This window comes from Desulfovibrio sp. X2 (assembly GCF_000422205.1).
GTDB lineage: Bacteria > Desulfobacterota > Desulfovibrionia > Desulfovibrionales > Desulfovibrionaceae > Alkalidesulfovibrio.
Map to the genome: position 1 here is coordinate 1 of NZ_ATHV01000025.1, position 25,423 is coordinate 25,423.

The window sequence follows — 25,423 nt, forward strand, 5'->3', positions numbered from 1 at the left end:
GGCGAAAAAAACGGCCCGGTCTCCCGACCGAGCCGACGCGCACGCCAGGCCTTCCCCTGCACAATCCTTCCACGCCCAGGCGGCCTTCCGCCCGTCCCGCCCAACCCCCGCATGCGAAGCGGGTCAAGGGGTCACCCCTTGCGCAGGGTGGGTCCAGGGAGGGGGCGCGCAGCCCCCTCCCTGGCCGCCGGAGGCATCTTCACGGCTGCGCCCTACCCGGCGGCCTCCATGTCCCTGAAGAGGTCTTCGAGGCGCCGGCCCTGCTCCAGGATGATCTGGGCGTATTCGTGCTCCTTGGAGGAGCTGTCCAGGGCCGCGGCGAGGCGGCGGGCGAAGCCGCCCACGACCATGAGCGGGTTGCGCAGCTCGTGGGCCATGGCTTCCAGGGCGGGCCGGGCGGCTGCCACGTCGAGGGTTTCGAGGGTGGGGAGGTTTTCCGGGGCCTCCTTGGCGACCCTGGCGAAGAGGTCGCGGAAGGTGTGGCTGGCCTTGGCGATGAGGTCGCGCAGTCCCTGGCGCACGTCGTCCGTGGCCACGAGCTTTTCGGAGATGCCGTAGAGGGTGCCCAGGGAGCCGATGACCAGGTCCTCGACCTCGGTTTCGGGGACGCCGAGGAGCTGCTGGGCGTCGAGCAGGAAGGCGTGGATGTCCTGTTCCGAGCCGAAGCAGAGGCGGGCGAAGGTGTCGGCCACGTGGCAGAAGCGCCACAGGGGGGGATCGTCGGGCGTGGGCGGGCGCGAGTGTGCGGGGGCGAAGTCCGCGAGGCAGCGCTCGGGCACGCCCCAGACGCGCATGGCCTGGGCGCTCAGGCGCGCGGCAGTGCCGCCGGAGCAGCCTTGGGGCGCGAAGAAGCAGCCGGATTCCCAGAGGAAGCCGACCACGCAGGCTTCGCTTGGGGGCCGGGCGGTGAAGTAGTCCTCGAGCGAGTCGGCGACCACGGCGCGGCAGAGCGCCCGGCGCCAGAAGTCGCTCGTGCCCAGGCTGTGCCCGCCCGAGCGCATGAGGTTGCTCAGGGCGGAGACGGCGGCCCATTTGCGGGCGAAGGGGAAGCCGGTGCGCACCACGGCCTGGACAGGGGAGCCCACGCAGAAGCCGCCGCCGAAGTAGCCGCTGCGGGCGATGGTCTGGAAGAGCGCGGCCAGTTCCGGGATCGCGGCCATGAGACGGACGAGTTCGGCCGCCGTGGCCTTGTCGTCGAAGCAGAGGCGGACCAGGGCGCTGACGGTTTCGGGAAGCTCGGGAATGGGTTTTTCCTGCGTCATGGCCTTCTCCTGATTCCGCCCTGTCTAGCGCATGACGGGGCGGCCCACAAGGAGGCCGCGGGGGAAGCCTAGCCCGGCTCGGCCTCGGGCAGGATGACGACCTGGGCGCGGCCGGAGGAGGCGAGGCGGGAGAGGTCGAGCCCCCGGGTGAGGCCGGAGGGGATGAAGACGGTGCCGGAGAAGCCGCGGGCGAGGCGTTCCTCGATCTCCTCCACGGCGCAGTAGGCGACCTGTCCCTGGCAGATCATGGGCAGCCCTTCGTATTCCCGGATTCCGCCCTTGGAGAGGACCATGCAGGGGCCGCCGGTGGTCGGGCCGCCGTGCAGCAAGGCGCGGATGGCGGCGAGCAGGCGTTCCTCGTCCACGGGCTTGGTCAGGGAGGCGTCGGCCCCCTTGGTCTCGCCCCCGTCCAGGGCGGTGATGACCAGCACGGGCACGTCGCGCGTGGCCGGGCTCGAGCGCAGGGCCTGGATGACGGTGCCGCCGTCCATGTGCGGCAGCATGAGGTCCATGGTGATCAGGTCGGGCGGGTTGGTGACCGCGGCCTGCAGGGCCTTGAAGCCGTCCTCGGCGTCCTGCACGAGGAAGCCTTCGCCTTCGAGGACCTGGCGCAGGTAGAGGCGCATGTGCGCCTCGTCGTCCACGACGAGGATGCGCGGGGTGCCGTTGCCGTCCCGCTGGCAACGGACCTGGTAGGGGCTCAGGGGGCGGCTCTGGGCCAGCGGGGGCGCGGCCTCGAACTCGCGGGTCTGGTCGGAGAGGGGGAGGGTGAAATGGAACGCGCTGCCCTTGCCCGGTTCGCTCTCCACCCAGATGCGGCCGCCGTGCGACTCCACGATGTAGCGGCAGATGGGCAGGCCGAGGCCCGTGCCCTTGGGCTTTTCGGTGAGCGTGTCGCCCGCCTGCTTGAAGCGCTCGAAGATGCCGGACTGGTCGCGCTCGGAGATGCCCGCGCCGGTGTCCGCGACGGTCACGTAGATGCGCCCCTTGTCGGCCTCGGCGGTCACGGTGACCGAGCCTTGGGCGGTGAACTTGAGGGCGTTGGAGAGCAGGTTGACCAGGACCTGGATGATGCGGTCGCGGTCGATGCGGACCAGGGGCAGGCTGTCCGCCATCTCCACGCGGCAGGCAAGGCCCTTCTGCTCCATGAGCGGCCGGATGGAGGCCACGGCCTGGCGGACGAGGCCGGAGAGGTCGGTCTCGCGCATGCGCCACTCGATCTTGCCCGCCTCCATCTTGGAGATGTCGAGCACGTCGTTGATCAGCTCGGTCAGGCGCTCGCCCTCGGAGACGATGATCGCGAGGTTGTCCTCGATCTGGCGCGCGGCCCGCCCGGTGCGCGGGTCGGTGTCCGGGAGCCGGGGCTTGACGATCTCGGAGAAGCGCTTGGCGATGATCTTGGCGAAGCCGAGCACCGAGGTGAGCGGAGTGCGCAGCTCGTGGGAGACCGTGGTGATGAAGTCGGTCTTCATGCGGTCGATCTCCTTTTCTGCGGTCACGTCGCGGATCAGGATGACCGTGCCCAGGCAGGCGGGCGAGCCCTCGCCCCGGGCGAGCACGGGCCGGGCCACGGCCTTGCCGGTGTTGCCGTCGCACAGGGCGATCTCGGCCGTGCGGGCGCCGTCGTGGCCGCCCTTGGCCTCTCCGGCCAGGGCGGCGAGGTCCGAGGGGAACATGAGCCGCGCGTCCTTGCCCGTGAGGTCGGTGTCCGGGGTGAAGCCGAACATCTCGAGGAGCGCCGGGTTGAACTGGACCACGCGGCCGGTCACGTCGATGACGAGCAGGCCGTCGGCCAGGCTGTCGATGATGGTCCGCAGGTGGGTCAGGGCGTCCTGCAGGTCGTGGCGGGTGACCTGCACCTCGTGCTCCAGGCGCGAGACCAGGCCGCGGATCTGCAGGGCCATGGAGCGCATGGTGCGGGCCAGGATGCCTATCTCGTCGTCGGACTCGATGGGCACGTCGGCCGAGAAGTCCTGGTCGCCCAGGCGCTTGGCGTACTCGGCGAGGTGCACCAGGGGCCGGGAGATGCGGTTCACGAGGACGAAGAGGACGATGAGGCAAAGCCCCATGATGGCCGCGAGGATGCCCTGCTGCTTGAGGATGGCCAGGGTGATGGAGCGGGTGATGGCCTGCTGGTCCATGCCCACGTGCACGAACCCGGCCACGCCCGCGAGGATGGGCATGGCCACGTCGATGTAGCTTCTGCCGTCGGCGCCGACGGTGCGCACCGTGGGTCCGGGAGGGGTGTCATGCAGGCCGCGCAGGGCCGCGGGCATGGCCGGGACGAAGGTGTGCGCCAGGACCTCGCCCTTGGGGTCCGTGACGAAGACGTAGGAGATGCCGGATATTTCGAGATAGAGGTCGAGGTAGGACTGGATGGTGGAGGCGTCGCGGTTCAGGAGCAGCTCGCCCGAGGTGTTGGCGATGCTGCGGGCCACGGCCTCGCCCTTGGCCGTGAACTCGCGGGTCATGCTCTGGTGCAGGGTGCGGGCGATGAGCACGGCGTTGCACAGGGCGATGACCCCGAAGACGGCCACGGTCAGCAGCAGGGTGCGGGTGAAGAGGCGGGAGAGCTTCATTGCCGCCACCTCTCGATGTCGGCCGGGGTCGCGGGCACGAAGGTGCCGCCGCGGGCCACGGTCAGGTAGACGTCCTTGAGCCCCTGGTGGTCCGTGGGGCTGTAGCGCAGGGCCCTGCCGATGCCGAGGTCGAGGTCGCCCGCGGCGGCGACCGCGGCGGCCAGCTCGCCTCGCGCGGGGATGCGCCCTACGGCGCGCAGCATCTCGTCCAGGGCCTTGGCGTCCAGGAAGCCCTCGAAGCTGACCAGGCTGTAGCGCAGGGGGGCGTATCCCTCGCCCCGCGCGCAGGGCGGCGGCGGGGGCGCGTAGCTGTCCATGGCGGCGCGGTATTCGCGCACGGCTTCGAGGGATGCATCCTCGTAGCTCGGCACCACCTGGGTGGCGAAGACGCCGCGCTCGTAGTCGCGGCCATCCTGCCCGGCGGCGCGTTCGAGCAGGGCGAGCATGGATTCGCCGCCGCCGAAGCTCAGCTGGAAAATGGGCGCGTCCATGCCCGCGGCGCGGGCGTCGCGCACGAAGGCCGCGCTGGCCTCGTAGGAGCCGACCGAGACGACGGCGTCGGGCCTGGCCTGGGCGATGAGCGCGGCCTGCCGGGCCATGGAGGCGGAGAATCCCTGGCCCCTGGCGTAGGTGGCCTCGCCCGCGATGGAGAGCCCGCGCGCCTCCAGGGCGCGGCGCACGCCGTCCCAGCCGCTGCGGCCGTAGGCGTCCATCTGGTAGAACACGGCGATGCGCGTGCGGTGCAGGGCGCAGCAGGTGTCCACGATGCGCTGGGTCTCGGCGCGGTACGAGTCGCGGAGGTTGAAGACGAAGGGAAGGTAGGGCTGCTCGCGCATGGATTGGGCTCCGGAGAAGGGGAAGAAGAGCAGCCCGCCGTGCTTGCAGAAGCCCTTGAGCAGGGGAAGGACGCGGGTGGTCGTGGGCGTGCCCACGTAGCCGAAGAGGAGCAGCACGCGGTCGTCGGTGAGGAACTCGATGGTGTTGCGCACGGCGCGGTCGGGATCGTAGCCGTCGTCGCGCGCCTCGATGCGCCAGGAGCGGCCGAAGATGCCCCCGTGCGCGTTGCGGTCGGCGAAGTAGGCCATGGCGCCGCGGTAGAGCTCCATGCCGAGCGAGCGCGAGGGACCGCTGAAGGCCGCGGACATGCCGAGCACGACCTCACCGTCGTCCTGCCCGGCGGCCGCGGACGGCGCGGGAAGGGCGAGGAGCGCGCAGAGGAGGGCGCAGAGGAAGGCGCACGGAAACGTGCGTGAAAAGACAGCGGAAAGTGCACCGAAGGGTGCGCGAAGGAGCGCGTACGTCCGGCCGGTCATTCCCCCATCCTGTTCCGGTCGCCTCGTCCGGGATCTCGCCGGTCCCCGCCGCCTCCCCGCGGCCGACCGCGCGAACGGAGCGGGCGGGGAGAAAGGATGCCGCGGATCCTGAAAATCGGTAGCGCACAGAGCATAGCAGCACCTGCCCCCACAGGGAAAGACGGGACAGGCCCCCAAAGGCGAAAAAATCACCTCGACCGCGTCGCGGGGGGCCGGGTGCGCGGGGTCCGCCGGGTGCGCGGGGTCCGCCGGGGGATGCACCGGGGGATGCGCGGGGGGATGCGCCGGGGAAACGGGTCAGAGGCTGCGCTTGTCCACCACGCGGCGCGCCTTGCCCTCGGAGCGCGCGAGACTCCTGGGCTCGACCATGCGCACCTTGAAGGAGACGCCGAGTTCCGAGGCGAGCCGCTTCTCGACCTTCTTCACGTGCTCCACCTGCAGCATCACCGAGCCCGTGGCCGTGCTCTCCTCGGCCGCCTCCACCAGCACCGTGGCCTCGTCGAGGTGGGACTCGCCGCGCGAAAGCTCGATCTGGTAGTGGGGCCCGAGGCCCTCGCTCTCCAGGAGCACGGCCTCCACCTGGCTCGGGAAGACGTTGACCCCGCGCACGATGAGCATGTCGTCGCTGCGGCCGATGATGCGGGAGATGCGGCGGAAGGTGCGGCCGCAGGGGCAGGGCCCGTCGAGCAGCCGCGTGAGGTCGCCGGTGCGGTAGCGGATGAGGGGGAAGGCCTCCTTGGTCAGGGTGGTGACCACGAGCTCGCCGACCTCGCCCGGGGCCACGGGCTCGCCGCTGCCCGGGTCCACGACCTCGAAGAGGAAATGGTCCTCGTTGACGTGCAGCCCCCGGCGCTCCAGGCACTCCCCGGCCACGCCCGGGCCCATGAGCTCGGAGATGCCGTAGTTGTCCGTGGCCGTGACCTTGAGCCGGGCCTCGATCTCGCGGCGCATGCCCTCGGACCAGGGCTCGGCGCCGAACAGGCCGTAGCGCAGGGACAGGGAGTTGGTGTTCAGCCCCATCTCGTCCATGGTGTCGGCCAGGTGCAGGGCGTAGGAGGGGGTGCAGACAAGCGCGGTGGTGCGGTAGTCCTGCATGACCGTGACCTGCCGCCTGGTCCCTCCGGACGAGGCCGGGATGACCGAGGCGCCGAGCTCCTCGCAGCCGTAGTGGAAGCCGAGCCCCCCGGTGAACAGGCCGTAGTGCAGGGCCACCTGCACGAGGTCGTCGCGCGACACGCCGCCCGCGGTGAGGATGCGCGCGGCCAGGCGGGCCCAGCGGCGCACGTCGTTTCGCGTGTAGCCCACCACCGTGGGCTTGCCCGTGGTGCCGGAGGAGGCCTGGATGCGCACGACCTCGCGCATGGGCACGGCGAAGAGGCCGTAGGGGTAGTTGTCGCGCAGGTCCTGCTTGGTGGTGAAGGGGAGATTGCGCAGGTCGTCGAGGGAGCGGAAGTCGTCCGCGTCTATGTCCTGCTCCTCGAAGCGGCGGCGGTAGAGGGGGACGTTGCGCGCCACGCGGGTCAGCGTGGACTGCAGCCTCTCCAGCTGCAGGTCGCCCAGCGTCTCGCGGTCCATGCGCTCGTATTCGGGATCGAAATACACGGCCTGCCTCCTTGTCTTTCCGGACCGTCCCCGGCGTGCCGCGCCCTAGGGCTCGGCGTCCAGGTCGCGGCCCAGGTAGGCGCGCTGCACGTCGCGGTTCTGCAAGAGCTCGTCCGCCTGTCCCTGGAGGATGACCCGGCCCGTCTCGAGGACGTAGCCGCGGTCCGCCACCTGCAGGGCCATGCGGGCGTTCTGCTCCACCAGGAGCACGGTCAGGCCGCGCTCCTCGCGCAGCCTGACGATGAGCGAAAATATCTCGCGCGTCACGCCCGGGGCCAGCCCCATGCTCGGCTCGTCCAGGAGGAGCATGCGCGGCGCGGCCATGAGCGCCCGGCCCATGGCCAGCATCTGCTGCTCGCCGCCCGAGAGCGTGCCCGCTGCCTGGTGGCGCCGCTCCGCGAGGATGGGGAAGAGGGCGTAGATCTCCTCGAGGTCGCGCTCCACCTCGGCCCGCCTGTCGCGCCGCAAGAAGGCCCCCAGGCGCAGGTTGTCCTCCACGCGCATGGGCTTCCAGACGAGCCTGCCCTCGGGCACGTGCGAGAGCCCGGCGGCCACGATGCGGTCCGGCTCCATGCGCCGGATGTCCTGCCCCATGAAGGCGATGTCCCCGGACCTGGGCCGCAGGAGCCCGGAGGCCGCGGCCAGGGTGGTGGTCTTGCCCGCGCCGTTGCCGCCCACCAGGGCCACGATCTCGCCCGGCCGCACGGAGAGCGAGACGCGGGTCAGCGCCGGGACCTTGCCGTAGAAGACGTCCACGTTGCGCAGGCGCAGCATCAGGCGTCCCCCTCGCCCTCGTCGCCGCCCTCGTCGCCGCCCAGATAGGCGGCGATGACCTCGGGGTCCTTCTGGACCTCGGCGGGCGTGCCCCGGGCGATGACCCGCCCGAAGGAGAGCACGGTCACGCTGTCCGACACGCCCATGACCAGGTCCATGTCGTGCTCCACCAGGGCCACGCTCACGCCGCGCTCGTCGCGGATGCGCCGGATGAGCGCGCCCAGCCCCTTGGTCTCGCGCGGGTTGAGCCCGGCCGCGGGCTCGTCGAGCAGGAGCAGCACGGGGTCCGCGGCCAGGGCGCGGGCCATCTCGAGCAGGCGCTGCTTGCCGTAGGGCAGGTCGGACGCGGGGGCCCCGGCCAGGTCCGTGAGGCCCACGAAATCCAGGCAGTCCAGGGCGATGGCGCGGGCCTTTTTCTCCTCGCGCCAGTAGCGCGGCAGCTTGCACACGGCCTCGAGCACCGTGTAGCGCAGGCGGCGGTGCGCGCCGGTCATGACGTTCTCGAGCACGTTCATGTTGCCGAAGACCTGCAGGTTCTGAAAGGTGCGCACCACGCCCGCGCGCGCCCGCTCGTGCGGGGGCAGGCCGCTTATGTCGCGGCCCTCGAGGAGCACCCGGCCCGTGGCCGCGGGCACCATGCCGGTCACGGCGTTGAAGAGCGTGGTCTTGCCCGCGCCGTTGGGGCCGATGAGGCTCGCGACGGAGCCTTTCTCCACGCGCAGCGAGGCCTGCGTGAGGGCCGCCACGCCGCCGAAGCGCACGCTGACCTCCTCGGCCTGGAGCACGAGGGCCCCGGACGTCTCGCGCGCGGGCACGTCGGCCTCAGCCATTGCCGCCCTCCCCTGCCCCGGCGCTCCCGGTCTGCCCGGTCTGCCCGGTCTGCCCGGTCTGCCCCGTCCGCGCGCCGCGCAGCCGGGCCGCGAGGCCCGCCCAGACGCGCTCGATAGTCCCGACGATGCCGCCGGGCAGGAACATGATGCAGGCGATGAGGATGGCGCCGTAGAGCAGCGTCTCCACGTCCTCGAAGGCGCTCAGGAACTCGGGCAGGGCGGTCAGGAAGAAGGCCCCGGCCACCGCGCCCCAGATGCTGCCCATGCCGCCGAGCACGACCATGACGATGTACTGCACCGAGTGCAGGAAGTTGAAGGACGAGGGGGCGATGAACTCCAGGTAGTGGGCGTAGAGCGCGCCCGAGAGCCCGGCGAAGCCAGCCGAGAGCACGAAGACGAAGAGCTTGGTGCGGGCCACGTCCACGCCCATGCAGCGGGCCGCGGCCTCCGAGGTGTGGATGGCGCGCAGCGCCCGCCCGGCGCGCGAGCGGATGAGGTTCTGCAGGAAGAGCACCTGGGCCGCCAGCAGGCAGGCCACGAGGCGGTAGTAGGAAAGGTCCGAGTCGAAGGAGAAGCCGAGGAGCGAGAGCCTGGGGATGCCCACCATGCCGGACGGCCCGCCGCTCAGATCCACCGCCTGGTTGAAGACGATGGAGACGATGACCCCGAAGCCCAGGGTGGCCATGGCCAGGTAGTGGCCCGAGAGCCTGAGCGTGGGGATGCCGATGAGCGTGGCGCAGACCACGGTCAGGGCCACGGCCGCGCAGATGGCGGCCTCTGGCGGAAGCCCGGCGCGCGTGGTCAGCAGCGCCGAGGAGTAGGCCGCGATGCCCACGAAGGCCGCGTGGCCGAGCGAGACCTGCCCGGCGAAGCCGATGAGCAGGTTGAGCCCGGCCGCGGTCATGGCCGCCAGCGCGCCCAGGATCAGCACCGAGACGTAGTAGTCGTTGGCCAGCACGTGGGGCAGGGCCAGGAGCAGGGCCGCGAAGGCCAGCGTGGCCGCCAGGTCGCGTGCGAAGCCGCCCTGCATGAATCCGTCGCGTCCGGGGCCCATCTCAGACCCGCTCCGAGGAGCTTCTGCCGAACAGGCCGGACGGCTTGAGGAAGAGGAGCAGGAGCAGGATGACGAAGGAGAAGGCGTCCTTGTAGGCCGAGGAGACGAGCCCGGCGCCGAAGGATTCGAGCACGCCGAGGATGAGCCCGCCCACGGCCGCGCCGAAGGGGTTGCCCAGGCCGCCCAGCACCGCGGCCGCGAAGCCCTTGAGCCCGAGCATGATGCCCACGTCGTAGGAGGTCATGGTCAGCGGCGTGAGGATGACCCCGCCCACCGCGCCCACCGCGGCCGAGATCATGAACGAGAGGAGCACCATGCGCCGGACCGCGATGCCCGCCAGGAAGGCTGCCTTGCGGTCGAAGGCGCAGGCGGTCATGGCCTTGCCCCAGAGCGTGCCGGAGAAGAAGCGCTTGAGCCCGAGCAGCAGCGCCAGCGTGATGCCGAGCACCCACAGCGACTGCGGCTGCACCGCGGCCCCGGCCGCCATGATCGGCGCGCTGCCCGTGAACGCGGGCAGGATGTGCGTGTCCTTGCCCCAGGCGAGCTGCACGAGGCCGCGCACGAAGATGGAGACGCCGATGGTCACGATGATCAGGTTGAGCACCGGCGCGTTCTGCACCGGCCGGATGGTGAGGCGCTCCATGAGCCCCCCGGCCAGGGTGGTCGCGGCCACGGCCAGGACCAGGGCCAGGGGCAGCGGCAGCCCCAGGTGCAGGAACCAGACCCCGAACATGCCGCCGAGCATCACGAACTCGCCCTGGGCGAAGTTCACGATGCCCGTGGTGTTGTAGATGATCGTGAAGCCGAGCGCGGTGAGGCCGTACGTGCTCCCCACCGTCAGGCCGGAGAGGAGGAACTGCAGGTAGGCGGCTATGCTCATGCGTCGGGTCCGGAAGCGGGCCGGGCTTCGGGGGCGGCGAAAGCCGCCCCCGAAAGGCCCTAGTGCAGGATCTTCCAGTCGCCGTCCTTGATGACGAGCAGCTCGAAGGTGTCCTTGGAGAGGCCGTTGTGGTCGGTCTTGGACATCTGGAAATGCCCGGCCGTGCCCCACATGTCCGCCTTCTCCAGGGCGTCGCGGATGGCCTGCGGCTTGTCCGAGCCCGCGGCGCGGATGGCGTCCGCGACCAGGGTGAAGGAGTCGTAGCCGTGGCCGCCGAAGGTGGACACCGGCTGGTGGTACTTGGCCTCGTAGTCCTTGACGTACTTCATGAGCACGGCCTTGGCCGGGTTGGAGTCCGGCACCTGCGAGGCGACCAGCAGACGGCCCGCAGGCAGGATCAGCCCCTCGCTGGCGGGTCCGGCCAGTTCGATGAACTTCTTGGAGGCCACGCCGTGGCACATGTACAGCGGCGTGGTCATGCCGAGCTGCACGCGCTCGCGGGCGATGACCGCCGGGCCGGGGTTGGTGCCCCAGCAGATGATGGCGTCGGGCTTCTCGGCGTTGATCTTGGTCAGCTGGGCGGTCATGTCCGTGTCCTTGGGGCCGTAGGACTCGTCGGCCACGAGCGTGAAGCCCTGGGCCGGGATGAGCTCCTTCAGCGCCTCGCGGCCGGACTGGCCGAAGCCGTCGGACACGGTGATGATGGCGATGCGCTTGTAGCCCTTGGACTTCGCGTCCTCGAGGATCTTCTCCGCGGCGTGGCGGTCGGAGGGCGCGACCTTGAAGATCCAGGGGTTGACCGGCGAGGTGATCTTCTCGGCCGCGGCGCAGGAGACGAGCGGGATGTGCGCGCGCTCGAACTTGCTCATCACGGCGAGGGAGTTGCCCGAGGTGCTGGGGCCGAGCACCGCGACCACGCGGTCCTTCTTGATCAGCTTGTCGGCCGCGAGCACGGCCTTGTTCACGTCGGTCTCGTCGTCGTAGACGATGACCTCGACCTTGCGGCCGAGCAGCCCGCCCGAGGCGTTCAGCTCGTCGGCCAGCATCTGCACGGTGTTGCGCTCCGGCTCGCCTAGGAAGGAAGCCGGCCCGGTCACGGAAAAGATGGCGCCGATCTTGATGGGCTCGGCGGCGTGACAGGGGGCCGCGATGAAGATCGCGGCGGCCAGGGCCAGGAACAGGGATGCGGCGCGCATGGCTTCCTCCCGGTTTGGGGGTTTTGCGGCTTGGGCGAAAAAGGCCCGGCCGCGCTCCGTATGGCCTGGGACTGTCCTGAACCGGGGGCCTCGCAGGGCCCCGGGTCTCGTCTGCGAGTCGTTTGCGAGTCGTCTGCGAGAAGTCTGCGAATTGTCCGCGAGTCAAGGCGACGTAGCGCGAAACGGTCCGAAAGTCCACGGGAATGCGGCCTTGGCCGCCGCGCGGGCGCCGCGCCCGCCTGTCCGCCCCTCCCTGCCCGGACTCCCCCGAACGCTCCGCCCGAACCTGTTGCCGGGCCTACGCCCCGGCCGCGGCCCGCTCCGCCGCCCGCTCCGCCCTCTCGTCCGCCAGCCGCAGCTGGCCCGTCACGAACTGGCTCGCCACCACCGAGCACCCGGCCAGCACCGCGGCCGCGATGAACACGAAGCGGTAGTCCGCCATCCAGGCCAGGCCGCCCAGGAAGGGCACGGCCACGGCCGTGATGTGGTTGATGGTGAAGCCCATGGTCGAGGAGGGCGCGATGTCCTCGCGGTCCGCGATCTTCTGCAGGAAGGTGCGGATGGCGATGGCGAAGTTGAAGAAGATGTTGTCCACGACGTACATGCCCGCGGCCACGTACTTGCTCGTGGTGTAGGCGTAGGTCAGGAAGACCACGACCATGACCGCGTACTCGGCCGTGAGCAGGACCCGCTCGCCGTAGCGGTTGATGGCCTTGCCGATGAGCGGGTTCAGGAACCAGTTGATGACGTTGTTGCAGATGAAGAGGATCGTCACCTCGCGCACGCTGAAGTCGAAGTGCTGCACCAGCAGGAAGACCGCGAAGGCCACGAAGATCTGCCGCCTGGCCCCGGCCAGCAGCGTCAGCACGTAGTACAGCCAGTAGCGGCGGCGGAAGATCATCTTCTTGCGCTGCACCGGCAGGTCCTTGCGGCTCGGGTCGAAGAGCAGGCAGATGATGCCGAGCAGCACCACCACCCCGCCGATCCAGGCGTACATCTCCGGATAGTCCAGGTGCGACGCCGCCAGCCAGATGACCCCGCCCACCGCGATGTTGGTCAAGGCCCCCACGGAGCGCATGCGCCCGAGCACCAGCGGCGCCGTGCCCCGGTCGAAGTACTGCAGCGTCAGGGACTGGTTCATGGTCTCGTAGCAGTGGAAGCCCGTGGACATGACGATCGTGGTCACCACCAGGCCGAGGAAGCTCGGGAAGAACCCGGTGAGCCCCACCCCGAGCCCCACCACGATCATGGACAGCGCGGCCAGACGGTGCTCGCTCACGAGCAGCAGCAGATAGACCATGAACATCGCCAAAAAGCCCGGAATCTCGCGCACGGACTGGATGATGCCGATGCCCATGCCGTCGATGTGGGCCACGTCCACGGCGAAGTTGTTGAGCAGCGTGCGCCAGCCCTGCAGCCCCAGGAACGAGGCCACGGTCAGCAGCAGGAGGAAGATGTACATGCGGCGCGAATCGCGCATCGTGAGACTCCAGGTAGAAGTGCGGCCAGGGAGAAGCGCGGCCAAGTAGAAATGCAGAAAGATCAGCCGTCGAAGGCGTAGGGGATGTCGTCGTCCCGGTCGTACGCGCCCTCGTAGTACTCCACCGCCGTGGCCTCCCCGGCCCCGGCCTCGCCCAGGGCCCGCAGGCGGTGGGCCAGCCCCGGCCGGATCACGGCCTTGTCGCCCGGCGCAAGCCGCAGGGCGAAGCGCTCGCCCGTGTCCAGGTCCGCGCACTCGATCTCGAAGCTTCCCGAGACCACGTAGAGATGCTCGCTGCGCACGCGGTGGGAATGCCCGCCCCGAAAGCGCCCGGGGCCGGGCCGCAGCGTGAAGCAGGCCAGATGGCCGAACGAGGCCCCGTCCTCGATGAGGTGCAGCTCGCCGCGGTCGTCGGCCGCGCGCTTGGTGGGGCGGAACTCGCCCGTCACCGGCAGGTTGACGATCGTGAGCTTGGGATGCATCTCTAGCGGCTGGCCTCGCGCGAAATCCGGCCCATGCGGCCGAAGTCCCCGCTTGTAGCGCCGCGCGGTCTTGGAGGCAACCTCATCGTGCATCCCGATTTCCCGAATTCCCCTGTCTTTCCCGATACTCAGGGTTCCGCGGCCGCCCTGCCGCCGTTCACCCTGAAGATCAGCCGCCGCGCCCGGCGCATGAGCCTGCGCCTCAGCATGCGCGACGGCCTGTGCGTGGTCGCGCCCCCCGGCGTGGACAGGCGCCTGGCCGCCCGCCTGGTGGCCGAACGCGCCGACTGGATCGCCCGCGCCGCGGCCCGCCTCGAGGCCCGCCACGGACGCGCTCCCGGCGAGCCGCCCCCCATGCCCGAAGCCCTCGAGCTGCGCGCCTGCGCCGAGACCCTCGCCGTGGCCCGCTGCCCCTCGCCCGGGGCCCTGCGCCTGCACGCCTCGCCCGGCCGCCTGCTCCTGGCCGGAGAGGGCGATGCCGCCGCCGTGCGCGAAACCCTCCTCTCCTTCGTGCGCCGCCGCGCCGCCGGGCACCTCCCCCCGCTCCTGCGCGGCCTGGCCGACGAGGCGGGCGAGGAGGTCGGCCGCATCGTCATCCGCGACCAGAAGACCCGCTGGGGCAGCTGCTCGGCCAGGGCCACCATCAGCCTCAACTGCCGCCTGCTCTTCCTGCCCCCCCACCTCGCGCGCTACGTCCTCTTCCACGAGCTGGCCCACCTGCGCCGCCTCGACCACTCGCCCGCCTTCTGGCGCCGCGTGGCCGAGCTGGACCCGGCCTGGCGCGACCACGAACGCGAACTCTCCACGGCGGGCCGCCTCGTCCCGGCCCTCCTGGCCTGACTCCCGGCCCGCCCCCCGGCCCGACGGCCCGGGCCGAGGTTTCCTTTGCCCGCCGCGTCTGCTAGACAGGCGCCGAGGAACCGACAACCGGAGCCGACGTCCATGCCCGTATCCGCGCCGAAAACCCCTTCCGCGACCCCTCGCGGCCCCCTGCCCGGACAGCTCCGGGCCCGGCCGCGCGCCGCCCTCGCGCTGGCCCTCCTGCTCCTCGCGGCGGGCCTGCTCACAGGCTGCGCCCACATGAGCGTGCGCCACCTCGCGCGCACCCCCTGGACCATGGGCCAGCAGGAGGAAGTGACGCTCAAGTACTGGCGCTTCGTCTTCGTCACCACCCCGGAGACCGACCGCTTCCGCGTGCGCGGCACCGCCTATCCCCTCACCGAGGACCTGCCCAAGTGGGCCGACTGGATCGACGAGCTCTGGCTCTCCGCCTACGTCGCGGACAAGAACGGCGGCGTGGTGACCGACGACCTGCGCGTCTACCTGCCCGGCCCCTTCGACCCGACCAAGGGCGTGCCCTTCGACTTCACCCTCAAGCCCGACAGGCTCGAGTCCGGCCAGCTCTTCATCACCTTCGGCTACCGCATGGCCCTGGGCCAGGGGAAACCCGCCGACGGCACGCCCGATCCCAAGCGCCGCATCTTCTTCGCCAACGAACGGGCCATGGACTTCTTCTGAACCGCGACCCCGGAGGAACACCCGTGCGCAAGATCCAGATGGGCCCCTCGCCCCTGCTCTACCCCATGCCCGTCATGCTCCTGGGCAGCATCGTCGAGGGCCGCCCCAACTTCATGACCGCCGCCTGGGGCGGCATCGTCAACCAGACCCCGCCCATGATCGGCGTGGCCGTGCGCCCCTCCCGCCTGACCATGAAAGGCATCCTCGAGAACCGCGCCTTCTCCGTGAACATCCCCACCGCCTCCATGGCCGAACAGGCGGACTACTGCGGCATCGTCAGCGGCAGCAGCGACGACAAGGCCGGAACCTGCGGCTTCACCGTGTTCAACGGACGCACCCAGGGCGCTCCCATGATCGAGGAATGCCCCCTGAACCTCGAATGCCGCCTCGACCGCACCGTCGAACTCGGCACCCACGTCCTCGTGCTGGGCGAAATCCTCGAGGCCCACGTCAGCGAAACCTGCGTCACCAACGGCCTGCCCGACCCCATCAAGATCGACCCCCTCGTCTACCTCTCCGGCGTGGCCAAAAGCTACGCCCGCCTGGGCGAAATCGTCGCCCCCGCCTTCTCCGCCGGACGCCGGCTGAAGAAGGACTAGGCACCGGAGGTCAGGCCAAGCCCCGGAGGAAGATGCCTCCGGCGGCCAGGGAGGGGGCTGCGCGCCCCCTCCCTGGACCCTCCCTGCGCCAGGCTGAGCCTGGACCCCCTTCGCATGCGGCACGACTGACGAGCGGGCAGAGGCCGCCTGGGCGTGGAGGGCCGCAGGACAGGAGTGCCCGGGATTTTCGCGTGAGCCTCGCTGCGCTCGGACCACGCGAAAATCCCGGGCACAGTTGCCGATGGGGAGTGACCTCCCCATGCCCCTCCACCTCCGAACGCAAAGCCTCCTCCCATGTCTCTCCTCTCTCCTTTGCCGAAGACCTGCATATGCGCTCGCTGTGAGCGCCGCGGGCAAAGGAGATGCGGTCGGGCCGGATTTTTCGGCTTCCGCCGTCCCCGGCGGAGGGCGAAAAAAACGGCCCGGTCTTCCGACCGAGCCGACGCACGCGACAAGCCTCTCCCCTGCACGATCCTTCCACGCCCAGGCCCCCTTCCGTCCGTCCTGCCCAAGCCTCGCGTGCGAAGCGGGTCAAGGGGTCACCCCTTGCGGGGGTGGGTGCAGGGAGGGGCGAGGAGCCCCTTCCTGCCGGGAGGGTAAAGGGAGGGCGGCGCCCTCCCTCGTCACGCCTTTGACTTCATCCTGGGATAGGCATAGCAATCGCGGCGGGAAGTTCCGTTCCGGCGTCCTGCCGGGCGGACGAGGGGCACAGCACAGACCAGTCGTTTTCCATCCACCGATATTCATTGACGACGAACAGGCGGCGGCAACCGTTCGGCTCGGCGTGCGCATGGTGTTCATGCGCATTGCGGACGCCGCCGCAGCGTTCTTCCAAAAGATGTGAACAGTGTTCACATACCAGTTCTGTCGAAGCAGTAGTGAGGAGGGGATCATGCTGCGCACAATGAGCATCAATCGTCGGATACAGGTCATTTTTCTGCTCGTCTTCCTGGCCTTGGGGGCCGCGCTCGGGGGGTACTGGGACGTCACGTCCTTCCTCATGCGCGAGAGCTCCACGGAGATGGGGCAGGTGGTGCGGCAGCAGGACGAGGACAAGGTCATGGTGGCCACCTCGGTGCTGGCCGAGGCCCTGGCCGCGTCGCTTTCCGGCGTGGAGGACCAGGCCGCGCGGGCGGCCCTGATCCAGAAGGCCTTCGAGACCATCCGCTTCGAGGAGGACAAGTCAGGCTACTTCTACGCCTACCGCGGCACGGTCTGCGTGGCCCACGCCACGAGCCCGAAGCTCGTCGGCAAGGATCTCGACTCGCTGCGCGGCCCGGACGGGCAGGCCATCATCCGCGAGCTCTACAAGACGGCCCGGGGCGGCGGCGGAGTGGTGGAGTTCCCCTGGGAGAAGCCCGGCGAGGGCGTGCAGCCCAAGCTCGGCACGGCCATGTTCATTCCCGGCACGGACATCTGGATCGGCACGGGCGTCTATCTCTCCAACGTGCGGGCCGCGCAGGCCCAGGTGCACGACCGGCTGGCCGAGCGCGTCAGGCCGCGCATCCTGCTCGTGGCGGGCGGGCTGGCCGTGCTGGCGCTGCTTCTGGTGCTGCCGGTCTGTCTCTTCACCGCGCGCAGCATCACCGCGCCCCTGGCGCGGGCGGTGCAGGGCGCCAGGGACATAGCCGCCGGGCGGCTGGACGCCACCCTGGACGAAAGCGGCCGCGACGAGCTGGCCGACCTTTCGCGCGCCATGAACGCCATGTCCGCGAAGCTCGCCGCGAGCCTCGGGGAGCTCAAGACCGCGAGCGACAACGCCCGCCACGAGGCCGAGACCGCGGCCAGGGCGCGCGACGAGGCCAAGACCGCCCACCGCCAGGTGCAGCAGTCCTTCGACGAGATCGTGCGCACGGCGCGCATGCTGGAGGAGGCCGTGCATAGCGGCTCCGAGGCCATGCAGATGGTGCAGCGCCACGCCCGCGACATCCAGAAGAACGCGCAGCAGCAGAACCGCCAGATGGGCGAGTCCGCGCGGGCCATGGAGCACCTGGGGCTGGCCGTGCGCCGCATCACCGGCGACTCCAGGGAGTCCATCCAGCAGGCCGAGGAGGAGCGCGGCGTGGCCCGCAAGGGCGCGGAGATGGTCGACCAGTCCGTGGCCGCCATCGAGCGCATCAACCACAAGGCCGACGAGCTGCGTGACTGCATGAGCCACCTCGATCGTCAGGCCGAGGACATCAGCAAGGTCATGGACGTGATCTCGGACATCGCGGACCAGACCAACCTGCTGGCGCTCAACGCCGCCATCGAGGCGGCGCGCGCCGGAGACGCGGGCCGCGGCTTCGCCGTGGTCGCGGACGAGGTGAGGAAGCTGGCGGAGAAGACCATGACCGCGACCAAGGAAGTGGGCGACACCATCCGCGGCATCCAGCAGGCGGCGCAGATGAACTCCCTGTCCATGGCCGACATCGCCGCGCAGATCACGGACGCCTCGGGCCTGGCCCAGGAGTCCGGAGAGGTGCTGCAGACCATCGCCGACGGCGCGGAAACCTCCTTCGCCCACGCCGGGAACATCTCGCGCGCGGCAGAGGAGCAGGCCGCCGTGGCCACTCAGGTCTCGGGCTCCCTGGCCCAGATGCAGCGGCTCGTGGAAGAGACCAACCAGGACGTGGACGGCGCCAAGGCCGCCATCGACTCCCTGGCGCGCATCATGAGCGACATCCAGGGCGTCATCCGCGACCTGCGCAGCCACACCGTGGGCTGAGTCCAGCGCCCGGACGGGCGGATTCCCGGGCTAGGAAAGCGGCTCGAAGAGGCCGTTCTCCGAGTGGTAGCCGAGCAGCTCTCCCTTCTCGAGGTCGAAATACCAGCCGTGGAGGGAGAGCCGCCGCTCGGCGACCCGGGCGGCCACGAAGGGGAACGAGACCAGGTTCTCCAGGGACAGGAGGATGACCGCCTGCTCCACGGCGCGCTGCAGCAGCTTGGCGTCCTTGCCGGGCAGCGCCCGGCTCACCTGGTCGCGCACGTGCTCCGCCATGGACATCCAGCGGGAGATGAAGCTCTCCCCGCCGCAGCCGCACCCGCACCGCCCCGACATCAGCGCCGAGATGCCGCCGCACGTGGAATGCCCGAGCACGATGATGTGCTCGACCTCCAGGTGGCAGACCGCGAACTCCAGCGCCGCGCTCACGCCGTGCATGCCGCCGCCCTGCTCGTAGGGCGGCACCAGGTTGGCCACGTTGCGCACCACGAAGATGTCCCCGGGCGCGCAGTTCGTCAGGATCGCGGGATCGACCCGCGAATCCGAACAGCCGATGAGCATCGTCTTCGGGCTCTGCCCGTGCTGCAAGGCGTCGAATTGGGAGCTGTCAGGACCGAAATAGTCTTTCTGGAACGAACGGAAACCGGCGATGAAACGCTTGATGTCTTCCATGGGAACGCGCGAATGACCTCACTTGCATGATCGTTCGCCCCGCTCCGTCCGCGCAGGCGGTACCGGAGCATGAGCGGTTCGGGGTATCACGAGGAAGCTGCGCAGTAAACCCGACTGTGGGTCTCGGGATTTTATGCGCTATGCCTCCGGCGGCCAGGGAGGGCGCCGCCCTCCCGGAACCCTCCCGGCAGGAAGGGGCTCCTCGCCCCTCCCTGCACCCACCCTCGCAAGGGGTGACCCCTTGACCCGCTTCGCACGCGAGGCTTGGGCAGGACGGACGGAAGGGGGCCTGGGCGTGGAGGGATGGCCGGGGCAGGCTTGCCGTGCGCGTCGGCTCGGTCGGAAGACCGGGCCGTTTTTTTCGCCCTCCGCCGGGGACGGCGGAAGCCGAAAAATCCGGCCCGCGCCATCTCCTTTGCCCCTGGAAACACCGACGAGCGCCTCTGAAGGCCCAGGGCAAAGGAGAGACTGAGAAATCGAAACAGACGGTTCGTTCATGGGCGAGGGGTTCGGGGAGTCCTCCCCGACGGCAACCGTGCCCGGGCTTTTTTCCGCGCGCCTTGCCGCAGGCGAGGTGCGCGGAAAAAAGCTCGGGCACATTCGTTCCGCGGCCCCCCACGCCCAGGCGGCCTCTGCCCGGTCGTCAATCGTGCCGCATGCGAAGCGGGTCCAGGCTCAGCCTGGCGCAGGGAGGGTCCAGGGAGGGGGCGCGCAGCCCCCTCCCTGGCCGCCGGAGGCATGCAGCAGCTGCAGCGGCTACAGCAGCCGCAGCTTGTCCTCGATGTCCTGGGCGAGTTCGTCCGGGCTGTTCGCGGCCTGGAGGATGAAGCGGGCGGCCTGCATGTAGAGGGGGTCGCGGGCGGTGAGGGTGCGGGCGGTCTCCTCGCGCGGGGAGCAGGCGTCGGTGAGTGCCGGGCGCTGGGCGCTGTTGGGGTTGCAGCGCAGGCGGGCACAGAGGGTGTCCACGTCGGCCATGAGGTAGAAGGTCACGCCGTGGTCGGCGAGGAGCGCGCGGTTGTCCTCGCGCAGCACGATGCCGCCGCCGGTGGCGACGATCTGGCCGGTGCGGGTGCAGACCTCGGCGAGGACCTGGTGTTCGAGCTCGCGGAAGGCGTCCCAGCCGTTTTCGGCCACGAAGTCGGCGATGGTGGTGCCGATGCGTTCCGCGATGAGGGCGTCGGTGTCCACGAAGGGGCGGTCCAGGCGCTTTGCCGCCCGGCGGCCCACGGTGGTCTTGCCGCTGCCGCGCAGCCCCACGAGGAAGACGTTGCCGGACGCGCCGGAGGGCGAGGAGAAGGCGCCCGCGCGGTAGACGGCGGTGCGTTCGGCGTCCTCGACCTCGTGCTTGTGCTTGATGGCGTTCTTGGGCGGTCTGTTCATGGCGTCGGTTCCGGTGGTCAGGCGGAGAGGGGCTGCCCCAGGGGCAGGACCTCGACCTGTTCGTCGGCGTTCAGGCCCTCGCGGGTGGCGGGGATGCGCACGAGCCCCTGGGCGGCGAGCAGGGTGCGCAGCAGGCCGGACTTGCCCAGGCGCGGATGGGCCAGGGGCAGGGCGTCGCCGTCTTCTTCCAGGGAGACGCGCAGCCAGTCCTCGCGGCCGTGGCGGGAGGCCACGTTGCGGGCGAGGCGCGCCATGCGGCCGCGTTCCGGGGCGAAGGCCCGGGGGTCGCCCGTCAGGCGGCGCAGCAGCGGCTTGACGAAGACGTGCATGATGACCTGGGCCGAGGCCACCTGTCCGGGCAGGCCGAGGATGGCGGCGGAGCCCGCGCGGGCGAGGATGGTGGGCTTGCCGGGGCTCACGGCCACACCGTGCACCAGGAGCTCGGCCTGGGGCAGGGAGGAGAGGGCCGCGACCGTGCAGTCACGCGCGCCCACGGAGCTGCCGCCGGAGAGGAGGACCACGTCGTGGTCCGCGAGGGCCTTTTCCAGGGCGCGGGCGATGGCCGCGGTGTCGTCGGGCACGATGCCGAGGCGGTCCGCCTGGGCGCCGCATTCGCGGGCCATGGCGGCCAGGGCGTGGGAGTTCACGTCGCGGATGCGGCCGGGCTTCGGGGTCTCGTGGGCCGGGACGAGCTCGTCGCCGGTGGAGATGACGGCCACGCGCGGCAGGCGGTGGATGGGCGCCTCGGAAAGGCCCAGGGCGGCCAGCAGGCCGATCTCCGGGGCGCGCAGCAGGGTGCCTGCGGCCAGGGCCGGGGTGTTCGCGCGCGCGTCCTCGCCGCGCTGCATGACGTTCTCGCCCGGGGCCACGGGGCGGCGGAACTCCACGGTCTCTCCGGCCAGGGCCTGGGTGTGCTCGACCATGGCCACGGCGTCGGCGCCGTCGGGCAGCCAGCCGCCGGTGGTGATGGCGGCGCACCTGCCGGGCTCGAGGGTGAACTCGGGCGGCTTGTGGATGGCGATGGTGGCCTGCCGTTCCAGGTAGGCGGGCAGGGACTCGCCGGCGCCGAAGGTGTCCGCGGCGCGCACGGCGTAGCCGTCCATGCAGGCGCGGGGGGCCGGGGGCAGGTCCTCGGGCGCGACCACGTCCGCGGCCAGGAAGCGGCCGAAGGCGTCGTCCAGTCCGGCCGTGACCGCGGGCAGGGCAGGCCAGTCGGCGAGCAGGGCGCGGAACTCGTCCGCGGGCATGAGGGTCAGGAAATTGTGGCTGTTTGCGGGCTCTGGCATGGCCGGGAAGGTAGCCGCTCGGCGGTCCCCAGGCAAGGCGAAAGACGGGGAGAAGCGGGGGACGGGGCGGGAAGGGGCTGCGGCGCGGGGGGATTCGGGGGGCGGGGGCGCTTGCCGGGTGCGGTCGGCTCGCGTAAGCCTCTGGCCATGGATCTCCTCACCGTGGTCATCCCGGTCCATGGCCTGTGGGACTATACCGCGGCCTGCCTGAAGAGCCTGGCCGCGAGCCTTTCCGGCGACTTCTTCCGCGTGGTGGTGGCGGACAACGCCTCCACGGACGAGACGGGCACGGCCTGCGGGCCGCTCGGGAGGGAGCTGTTCGGGGAGCGCTTCAGCCATCTGTGGCTTGCGCGCAACGAGGGCTTCGCGCGGGCGTGCAACGCGGGCGCGGACGGCTCGGCCTCGCGCTACCTGCTGTTCCTGAACAACGACACGATCTGCGCCGGGAACTGGCTGCCGCCCCTGCTCAAGGCCATGGAGGGCGAGAAGGGCGTGGGCGCGGTCTCGCCGCTGCTGATATTTCCGGAAGACGGTCCGGGCGGCGCGCCCGCGGACGGCGGCAGGTTCGAGGCGGGCCGGGTGCAGCACGCGGGCGTGTGCGTGGACCCGAACCTGCACCCGGTGCACGTCTGGTCGCTCTTTCCGCCGGGCCATCCGGCCGTGGGGCGGCGGCGCACGCTGCAGGCGCTCTCGGCCGCGGCCCTGCTGCTGCCGGGCGGGCTGTTCCGGGAGCTGGGCGGCTTCTGGCCGGGCTTCGTGAACGGCGGGGAGGACATGGACCTCTCGTGCAGGCTCCGCCGGGCGGGCTACAAGCTGCGGCTGGCCCCGGACAGCGTGATCGAGCACCACACCTCCATGACCCCCGGCCGCTTCGACCACGCGGCGGCGAACTCGCGCCTCCTGAACGAGCGCTGCCAGGGCTGCTTCGCGCCGGACCTGCAGCGCGTCTGGCGTTCCGAGGGCTACGAGATGCGCCTCTCCGCCTGGCTCGAGCCGTATGCCGTGCTGCCTGCGGCGGTGGCGCCCGAGTGGCGCGACGACCCGGCCGAGGCGGTCGCGCGCGAGCCGCTGTGGGAGGCGGGCTACGGCCTGGCCGCCAAGAGGGCCTCGGAGCGGGGGGAGGCGGGCGAGGTCTGCCGCCTGCTCGGCCTGCGCGCCGGGCTGTTTCCCTCAAAGGAGCATTTCGCGGCCGCGCTGGCCGGGTCGCTGGCCGCGGGGAACGCTGCCGAGGAGCGGCGCTGGCGGCTGCGCCTGGCCCAGGCCGAGGCCATGCTGGCCAGATCCGGGGAGCTCCTCGAGCGGGCGCGCGGCGTGATCGGCTGGGCGCGCGGCGCGGGCGAGGCGCAGACGGTGCAGCTCTACGGGGAGTGGCTGCGCGCGCGGACCGGGGGCGGGGACGGCTGAGAAGACGCGCGGCGCGCCCGGCCGACATTGACGCGACATGATTTATTGGTGAAACATGGCTAGTCTGGAAAGGTCCGAACGCACGCGGCGGGGCGCGCCCTGAGCGCGGCCCGCGCGATCCCCAAGGAGGCTTCCATGGCCGGCAGGAAATCGAAGGTCGAATTCGTGATGGCGCGCGAGCGCATGGCGGAGTTCTTCCGCAAGCTCGCCGACGCGGTGCAGGACGGCAGCGTGGAGCTGGACGGCGGCTCGCTGGACCTGCACGACTTCAGCAAGCTCAAGGTCTCGGTCAAGGCCTCGGGCGGCGCCTATCTCATCTCGCTCGGCGTGAAGAAGGAGGAGAAGGAGGCCCCCTCGGTCTGCGTGTGCACCACCGAGGTCTGCACCTGCGGCGCCGCGCCCGGCTCGCCCAGGGCGGCGGAGGCGGCCGAGGCCCCCAAGGCCCCCGCGAAGGCGGCGGCCAAGACAGGGGCGAAGGCGGCGGCCAAGGCCCCGCGGGCGAAGGCCCCCGAGACGGCCGGACCGGGCGGCAAGCCCCGCTACAAGGGGCTCAAGAAGCGGCTCAAGGAGCACTGGAAGGCGGTCAGGGACGCCCTGCTCGCGGGCAACCTGCCCGAGGACGCGGCCTACGAGGCCTTTGCCGCGGAGTTCAAGGCCATGCTGACCTACCCGGGCAAGGGCGAGGAACATTACGCGGCCAACGCCGAGGCCCTGCGCGAGCTGGCCGAGGCCATGCGCACGCGCGACATCGCAGAGGTGCGGCTCGCGGCGGCCATGATCGACAAGTTGAAGAAGGAGTGCCACGCCAGGTACAAGTAGGGCCGGGCGGCCGCCACGCCGCCACCGGACCGTAACACCCAGACGATATCATGAAAAAAATGGAAGTGATCAAGCTCACCCAGGCGGATGCCGCGCGTTGCGCGCTCGTGGACCTGACACAGGTCCCGCGCGAGGTCACGGAAGAGGACGCCGCCGTCTACCGTCGCGTCATCTCGACGGAAATCACCGAGGAGCAGGCGGAGCGCATCGCGGTTCCGCGGCGCGCCCACCCCACCCAGGAGGACGTGCTCGCCGTGCACTGGCACCCCGAGTACGTGCCCATGGAGCTCATCCGACGCCGCGTGGAGACGCTCTACCCGCAGCACGAGGCCGAGCTCATCATCCCCACGCAGCACAACGAGATCCTGGAGTGGGGCGACTACGCTGGCGTGGAGGTGGACTGCTACTCCTCGGGCTTCAACCGCAAGGTCCAGCTGCTGCTGCATTTCCGCAAGGAGAACGTGGCCGGGGAGCGGGCGCACACCCTGCGCTCCATGCTCTCGCACACCTTCGAGTACCGCTCCTCGCAGCTCTTCGAGTTCCTGGACTCGGCCAGCCTTCCGGCCATGGAGGAGCGCCGCCTGCAGGCGGCGGAGGCCTGCAACGCGGACGCCGACATCGTTGAGTTCGCGGCCATCTTCTCGGCCAAGCTGCGCTCGCTGATCGAGGACAACTGGTCCGCGACCCCGCGCGACGCCATCAAGAACAAGCTCTTGCGCAACTTCCTGGACGAGTTCCGGCCGACCTACGGCGACCTGCTCCTGAACAAGACCCAGGTCTACCTGAAGGCGCTCAAGGAGCTGGTCAAGCAGCGCTTCTCCCTGACATACTTCTACCGCGCCTCGGAGATCATCGAGGAGGCGCGCAGCCTGGGCGCGGGCGTGGTCATTCCGCACCCGGAGCAGTTCTGGCCCATCCTGCTGGCCGACTACGACGTGGACGGCATCGAGGTCTGGAACCCGCAGTCGCGGGAGTACACGGAGTTCCTCATCCGCGCGGTCAACCGGCAGAACGACTACCGCTGCCGCGAGCAGCGCCAGCTGCTGATCTTCATGGGCGACGACTGCCACATGAGCGAGAAGCTGAAGGACCCGGCCCTGCAGGATCCGGAGAAGGCCGCGCGCGAGATCGGGCTGCAGCCTGCCTGGGACGACCTGGCGGTGCGCAAGAGCCTGATCCTGTGCGGCGTCTCCCGCGCCGGGGTCATCGACGAATACAGGGCGCGGCTCAACGGCTAGCCGCGAGCGCGCCACGGAGGCTCAATGTCCGATTTCAAGCAGTTCAAGTACGACTCCGTCCAGGACATGCAGACCGTGATCAAGTACCTGGACGCCATCGCGGAAGGTTTCCGCACGGGCGAGCTGACCTTCACCCGCGAGGGCGAGAGCATGGTCTTCAAGCCCGGCGGGCTGCTCGGCTTCACGGTCGAGGCCAAGTCCAAGGGGGTCAGGCGCAAGCTCAAGATCTCCCTGGGCTGGAAGGAGCAGGAGACGAACGGCGACGCCTGCGTGCCGCCCCTGCACATCCAGGCCGGCGCGGCGTCCGCCGCGGGCGGCGCCTCCCGCGGGGAAAAGGACGAGTAACCGGCC

At 70.5% G+C, this 25,423-nt stretch carries 22 protein-coding genes; 8 read left to right on the top strand and 14 right to left on the bottom strand.

The window, feature by feature from the left end; genetic code table 11:
• Positions 1 to 212: 212 nt before the first annotated feature.
• The 11 genes from DSX2_RS09710 to DSX2_RS09760 form a co-directional block, all read right to left on the bottom strand.
• On the bottom strand, positions 213 to 1,262 hold the full coding sequence (locus DSX2_RS09710; RefSeq protein WP_020880852.1) for an HDOD domain-containing protein: 1,050 nt from the start codon (positions 1,260 to 1,262) through the stop codon (positions 213 to 215).
• 68 nt (positions 1,263 to 1,330) lie between these two features.
• Positions 1,331 to 3,841, bottom strand: a complete 2,511-nt coding sequence (locus DSX2_RS09715; protein ID WP_020880853.1) for an ATP-binding protein — start codon at positions 3,839 to 3,841, stop codon at positions 1,331 to 1,333.
• Complete coding sequence (locus DSX2_RS09720) at positions 3,838 to 5,154, bottom strand: ABC transporter substrate-binding protein (RefSeq protein ID WP_020880854.1); 1,317 nt, start codon at positions 5,152 to 5,154, stop codon at positions 3,838 to 3,840. The genes DSX2_RS09715 and DSX2_RS09720 overlap by 4 nt, the downstream gene beginning before the upstream one ends.
• Before the next feature lie 297 nt (positions 5,155 to 5,451).
• Positions 5,452 to 6,756, bottom strand: a complete 1,305-nt coding sequence (locus DSX2_RS09725; protein ID WP_020880855.1) for a phenylacetate--CoA ligase family protein — start codon at positions 6,754 to 6,756, stop codon at positions 5,452 to 5,454.
• A gap of 45 nt (positions 6,757 to 6,801) precedes the next feature.
• Positions 6,802 to 7,530, bottom strand: coding sequence for an ABC transporter ATP-binding protein (locus DSX2_RS09730; RefSeq protein WP_020880856.1), 729 nt, complete (start codon positions 7,528 to 7,530; stop codon positions 6,802 to 6,804).
• Entirely contained in the window at positions 7,530 to 8,360 is an 831-nt protein-coding gene (locus DSX2_RS09735) for an ABC transporter ATP-binding protein (protein WP_020880857.1), read from the bottom strand. Before DSX2_RS09735 ends, DSX2_RS09730 begins: the two co-directional genes overlap by 1 nt.
• Entirely contained in the window at positions 8,353 to 9,414 is a 1,062-nt protein-coding gene (locus DSX2_RS09740) for a branched-chain amino acid ABC transporter permease (RefSeq protein ID WP_020880858.1), read from the bottom strand. Before DSX2_RS09740 ends, DSX2_RS09735 begins: the two co-directional genes overlap by 8 nt.
• Before the next feature lies 1 nt (position 9,415).
• Complete coding sequence (locus DSX2_RS09745) at positions 9,416 to 10,294, bottom strand: branched-chain amino acid ABC transporter permease (protein WP_020880859.1); 879 nt, start codon at positions 10,292 to 10,294, stop codon at positions 9,416 to 9,418.
• Positions 10,295 to 10,353: 59 nt separating this feature from the next.
• Positions 10,354 to 11,490, bottom strand: coding sequence for an ABC transporter substrate-binding protein (locus DSX2_RS09750; RefSeq protein ID WP_020880860.1), 1,137 nt, complete (start codon positions 11,488 to 11,490; stop codon positions 10,354 to 10,356).
• Between the two features lie 298 nt (positions 11,491 to 11,788).
• Positions 11,789 to 12,970, bottom strand: coding sequence for an MFS transporter (locus tag DSX2_RS09755; RefSeq protein WP_020880861.1), 1,182 nt, complete (start codon positions 12,968 to 12,970; stop codon positions 11,789 to 11,791).
• 62 nt (positions 12,971 to 13,032) lie between these two features.
• The gene (locus DSX2_RS09760) at positions 13,033 to 13,545 is read right to left on the bottom strand and encodes a WxcM-like domain-containing protein (protein WP_172640023.1); all 513 of its coding nucleotides are present in this window, start codon (positions 13,543 to 13,545) and stop codon (positions 13,033 to 13,035) included.
• On the opposite strand from DSX2_RS09760, the gene DSX2_RS09765 reads away from it, so the two are divergent.
• From DSX2_RS09765 to DSX2_RS09780, 4 genes are all read left to right on the top strand, one after another.
• Positions 13,540 to 14,292: a M48 family metallopeptidase gene (locus DSX2_RS09765; protein WP_020880863.1), complete on the top strand. Its 753-nt coding sequence runs from the start codon at positions 13,540 to 13,542 to the stop codon at positions 14,290 to 14,292. The two genes, DSX2_RS09760 and DSX2_RS09765, sit on opposite strands and share 6 nt — an antisense overlap.
• A gap of 102 nt (positions 14,293 to 14,394) precedes the next feature.
• The gene (locus tag DSX2_RS09770) at positions 14,395 to 14,970 is read left to right on the top strand and encodes a hypothetical protein (protein ID WP_020880864.1); all 576 of its coding nucleotides are present in this window, start codon (positions 14,395 to 14,397) and stop codon (positions 14,968 to 14,970) included.
• Between the two features lie 23 nt (positions 14,971 to 14,993).
• Complete coding sequence (locus DSX2_RS09775) at positions 14,994 to 15,569, top strand: flavin reductase family protein (protein ID WP_020880865.1); 576 nt, start codon at positions 14,994 to 14,996, stop codon at positions 15,567 to 15,569.
• A gap of 892 nt (positions 15,570 to 16,461) precedes the next feature.
• Entirely contained in the window at positions 16,462 to 18,276 is a 1,815-nt protein-coding gene (locus tag DSX2_RS09780) for a methyl-accepting chemotaxis protein (protein ID WP_020880866.1), read from the top strand.
• Positions 18,277 to 18,306: 30 nt separating this feature from the next.
• Here DSX2_RS09780 and DSX2_RS09785 read toward each other — a convergent pair whose 3' ends face one another.
• The 3 genes from DSX2_RS09785 to glp form a co-directional block, all read right to left on the bottom strand.
• Positions 18,307 to 18,945 (bottom strand): carbonic anhydrase, encoded by a 639-nt coding sequence (locus DSX2_RS09785; RefSeq protein WP_020880867.1) that lies wholly within the window; start codon positions 18,943 to 18,945, stop codon positions 18,307 to 18,309.
• A gap of 756 nt (positions 18,946 to 19,701) precedes the next feature.
• On the bottom strand, positions 19,702 to 20,325 hold the full coding sequence (gene aroL / locus DSX2_RS09790) for a shikimate kinase AroL (protein WP_020880868.1): 624 nt from the start codon (positions 20,323 to 20,325) through the stop codon (positions 19,702 to 19,704).
• A 17-nt stretch (positions 20,326 to 20,342) separates the two neighbouring features.
• A complete protein-coding gene (glp, locus tag DSX2_RS09795; RefSeq protein WP_020880869.1) occupies positions 20,343 to 21,611 on the bottom strand; it encodes a gephyrin-like molybdotransferase Glp in 1,269 nt (422 codons plus the stop codon).
• Positions 21,612 to 21,758: 147 nt separating this feature from the next.
• Between glp and DSX2_RS09800 the strand changes: the two genes are divergently transcribed.
• The 4 genes from DSX2_RS09800 (at position 21,759) to DSX2_RS09815 (ending at position 25,417) form a co-directional block, all read left to right on the top strand.
• Positions 21,759 to 23,015: a glycosyltransferase family 2 protein gene (locus DSX2_RS09800; RefSeq protein ID WP_020880870.1), complete on the top strand. Its 1,257-nt coding sequence runs from the start codon at positions 21,759 to 21,761 to the stop codon at positions 23,013 to 23,015.
• A gap of 135 nt (positions 23,016 to 23,150) precedes the next feature.
• Positions 23,151 to 23,834 (top strand): GAK system XXXCH domain-containing protein, encoded by a 684-nt coding sequence (locus DSX2_RS17580; protein ID WP_020880871.1) that lies wholly within the window; start codon positions 23,151 to 23,153, stop codon positions 23,832 to 23,834.
• Positions 23,835 to 23,884: 50 nt separating this feature from the next.
• The gene (locus DSX2_RS09810; RefSeq protein ID WP_020880872.1) at positions 23,885 to 25,072 is read left to right on the top strand and encodes a hypothetical protein; all 1,188 of its coding nucleotides are present in this window, start codon (positions 23,885 to 23,887) and stop codon (positions 25,070 to 25,072) included.
• Positions 25,073 to 25,096: 24 nt separating this feature from the next.
• A complete protein-coding gene (locus DSX2_RS09815; protein ID WP_020880873.1) occupies positions 25,097 to 25,417 on the top strand; it encodes an amphi-Trp domain-containing protein in 321 nt (106 codons plus the stop codon).
• Positions 25,418 to 25,423 lie beyond the last annotated feature (6 nt).

Excerpts from the sequence above, each read along its gene's own strand:
- DSX2_RS09710 (WP_020880852.1), bottom strand. The coding sequence starts at position 1,262 with ATGACGCAGGAAAAACCCATTCCCGAGCTTCCCGAAACCGTCAGCGCC.
- DSX2_RS09715 (WP_020880853.1), bottom strand. The coding sequence starts at position 3,841 with ATGAAGCTCTCCCGCCTCTTCACCCGCACCCTGCTGCTGACCGTGGCC.
- DSX2_RS09720 (WP_020880854.1), bottom strand. The coding sequence starts at position 5,154 with ATGACCGGCCGGACGTACGCGCTCCTTCGCGCACCCTTCGGTGCACTT.
- DSX2_RS09730 (WP_020880856.1), bottom strand. The coding sequence starts at position 7,530 with ATGCTGCGCCTGCGCAACGTGGACGTCTTCTACGGCAAGGTCCCGGCG.
- DSX2_RS09735 (WP_020880857.1), bottom strand. The coding sequence starts at position 8,360 with ATGGCTGAGGCCGACGTGCCCGCGCGCGAGACGTCCGGGGCCCTCGTG.
- DSX2_RS09740 (WP_020880858.1), bottom strand. The coding sequence starts at position 9,414 with ATGGGCCCCGGACGCGACGGATTCATGCAGGGCGGCTTCGCACGCGAC.
- DSX2_RS09745 (WP_020880859.1), bottom strand. The coding sequence starts at position 10,294 with ATGAGCATAGCCGCCTACCTGCAGTTCCTCCTCTCCGGCCTGACGGTG.
- DSX2_RS09750 (WP_020880860.1), bottom strand. The coding sequence starts at position 11,490 with ATGCGCGCCGCATCCCTGTTCCTGGCCCTGGCCGCCGCGATCTTCATC.
- DSX2_RS09755 (WP_020880861.1), bottom strand. The coding sequence starts at position 12,970 with ATGCGCGATTCGCGCCGCATGTACATCTTCCTCCTGCTGCTGACCGTG.
- DSX2_RS09760 (WP_172640023.1), bottom strand. The coding sequence starts at position 13,545 with ATGCACGATGAGGTTGCCTCCAAGACCGCGCGGCGCTACAAGCGGGGA.
- DSX2_RS09770 (WP_020880864.1), top strand. The coding sequence starts at position 14,395 with ATGCCCGTATCCGCGCCGAAAACCCCTTCCGCGACCCCTCGCGGCCCC.
- DSX2_RS09780 (WP_020880866.1), top strand. The coding sequence starts at position 16,462 with ATGCTGCGCACAATGAGCATCAATCGTCGGATACAGGTCATTTTTCTG.
- DSX2_RS09785 (WP_020880867.1), bottom strand. The coding sequence starts at position 18,945 with ATGGAAGACATCAAGCGTTTCATCGCCGGTTTCCGTTCGTTCCAGAAA.
- aroL (WP_020880868.1), bottom strand. The coding sequence starts at position 20,325 with ATGAACAGACCGCCCAAGAACGCCATCAAGCACAAGCACGAGGTCGAG.
- glp (WP_020880869.1), bottom strand. The coding sequence starts at position 21,611 with ATGCCAGAGCCCGCAAACAGCCACAATTTCCTGACCCTCATGCCCGCG.
- DSX2_RS09800 (WP_020880870.1), top strand. The coding sequence starts at position 21,759 with ATGGATCTCCTCACCGTGGTCATCCCGGTCCATGGCCTGTGGGACTAT.
- DSX2_RS17580 (WP_020880871.1), top strand. The coding sequence starts at position 23,151 with ATGGCCGGCAGGAAATCGAAGGTCGAATTCGTGATGGCGCGCGAGCGC.
- DSX2_RS09810 (WP_020880872.1), top strand. The coding sequence starts at position 23,885 with ATGAAAAAAATGGAAGTGATCAAGCTCACCCAGGCGGATGCCGCGCGT.
- DSX2_RS09815 (WP_020880873.1), top strand. The coding sequence starts at position 25,097 with ATGTCCGATTTCAAGCAGTTCAAGTACGACTCCGTCCAGGACATGCAG.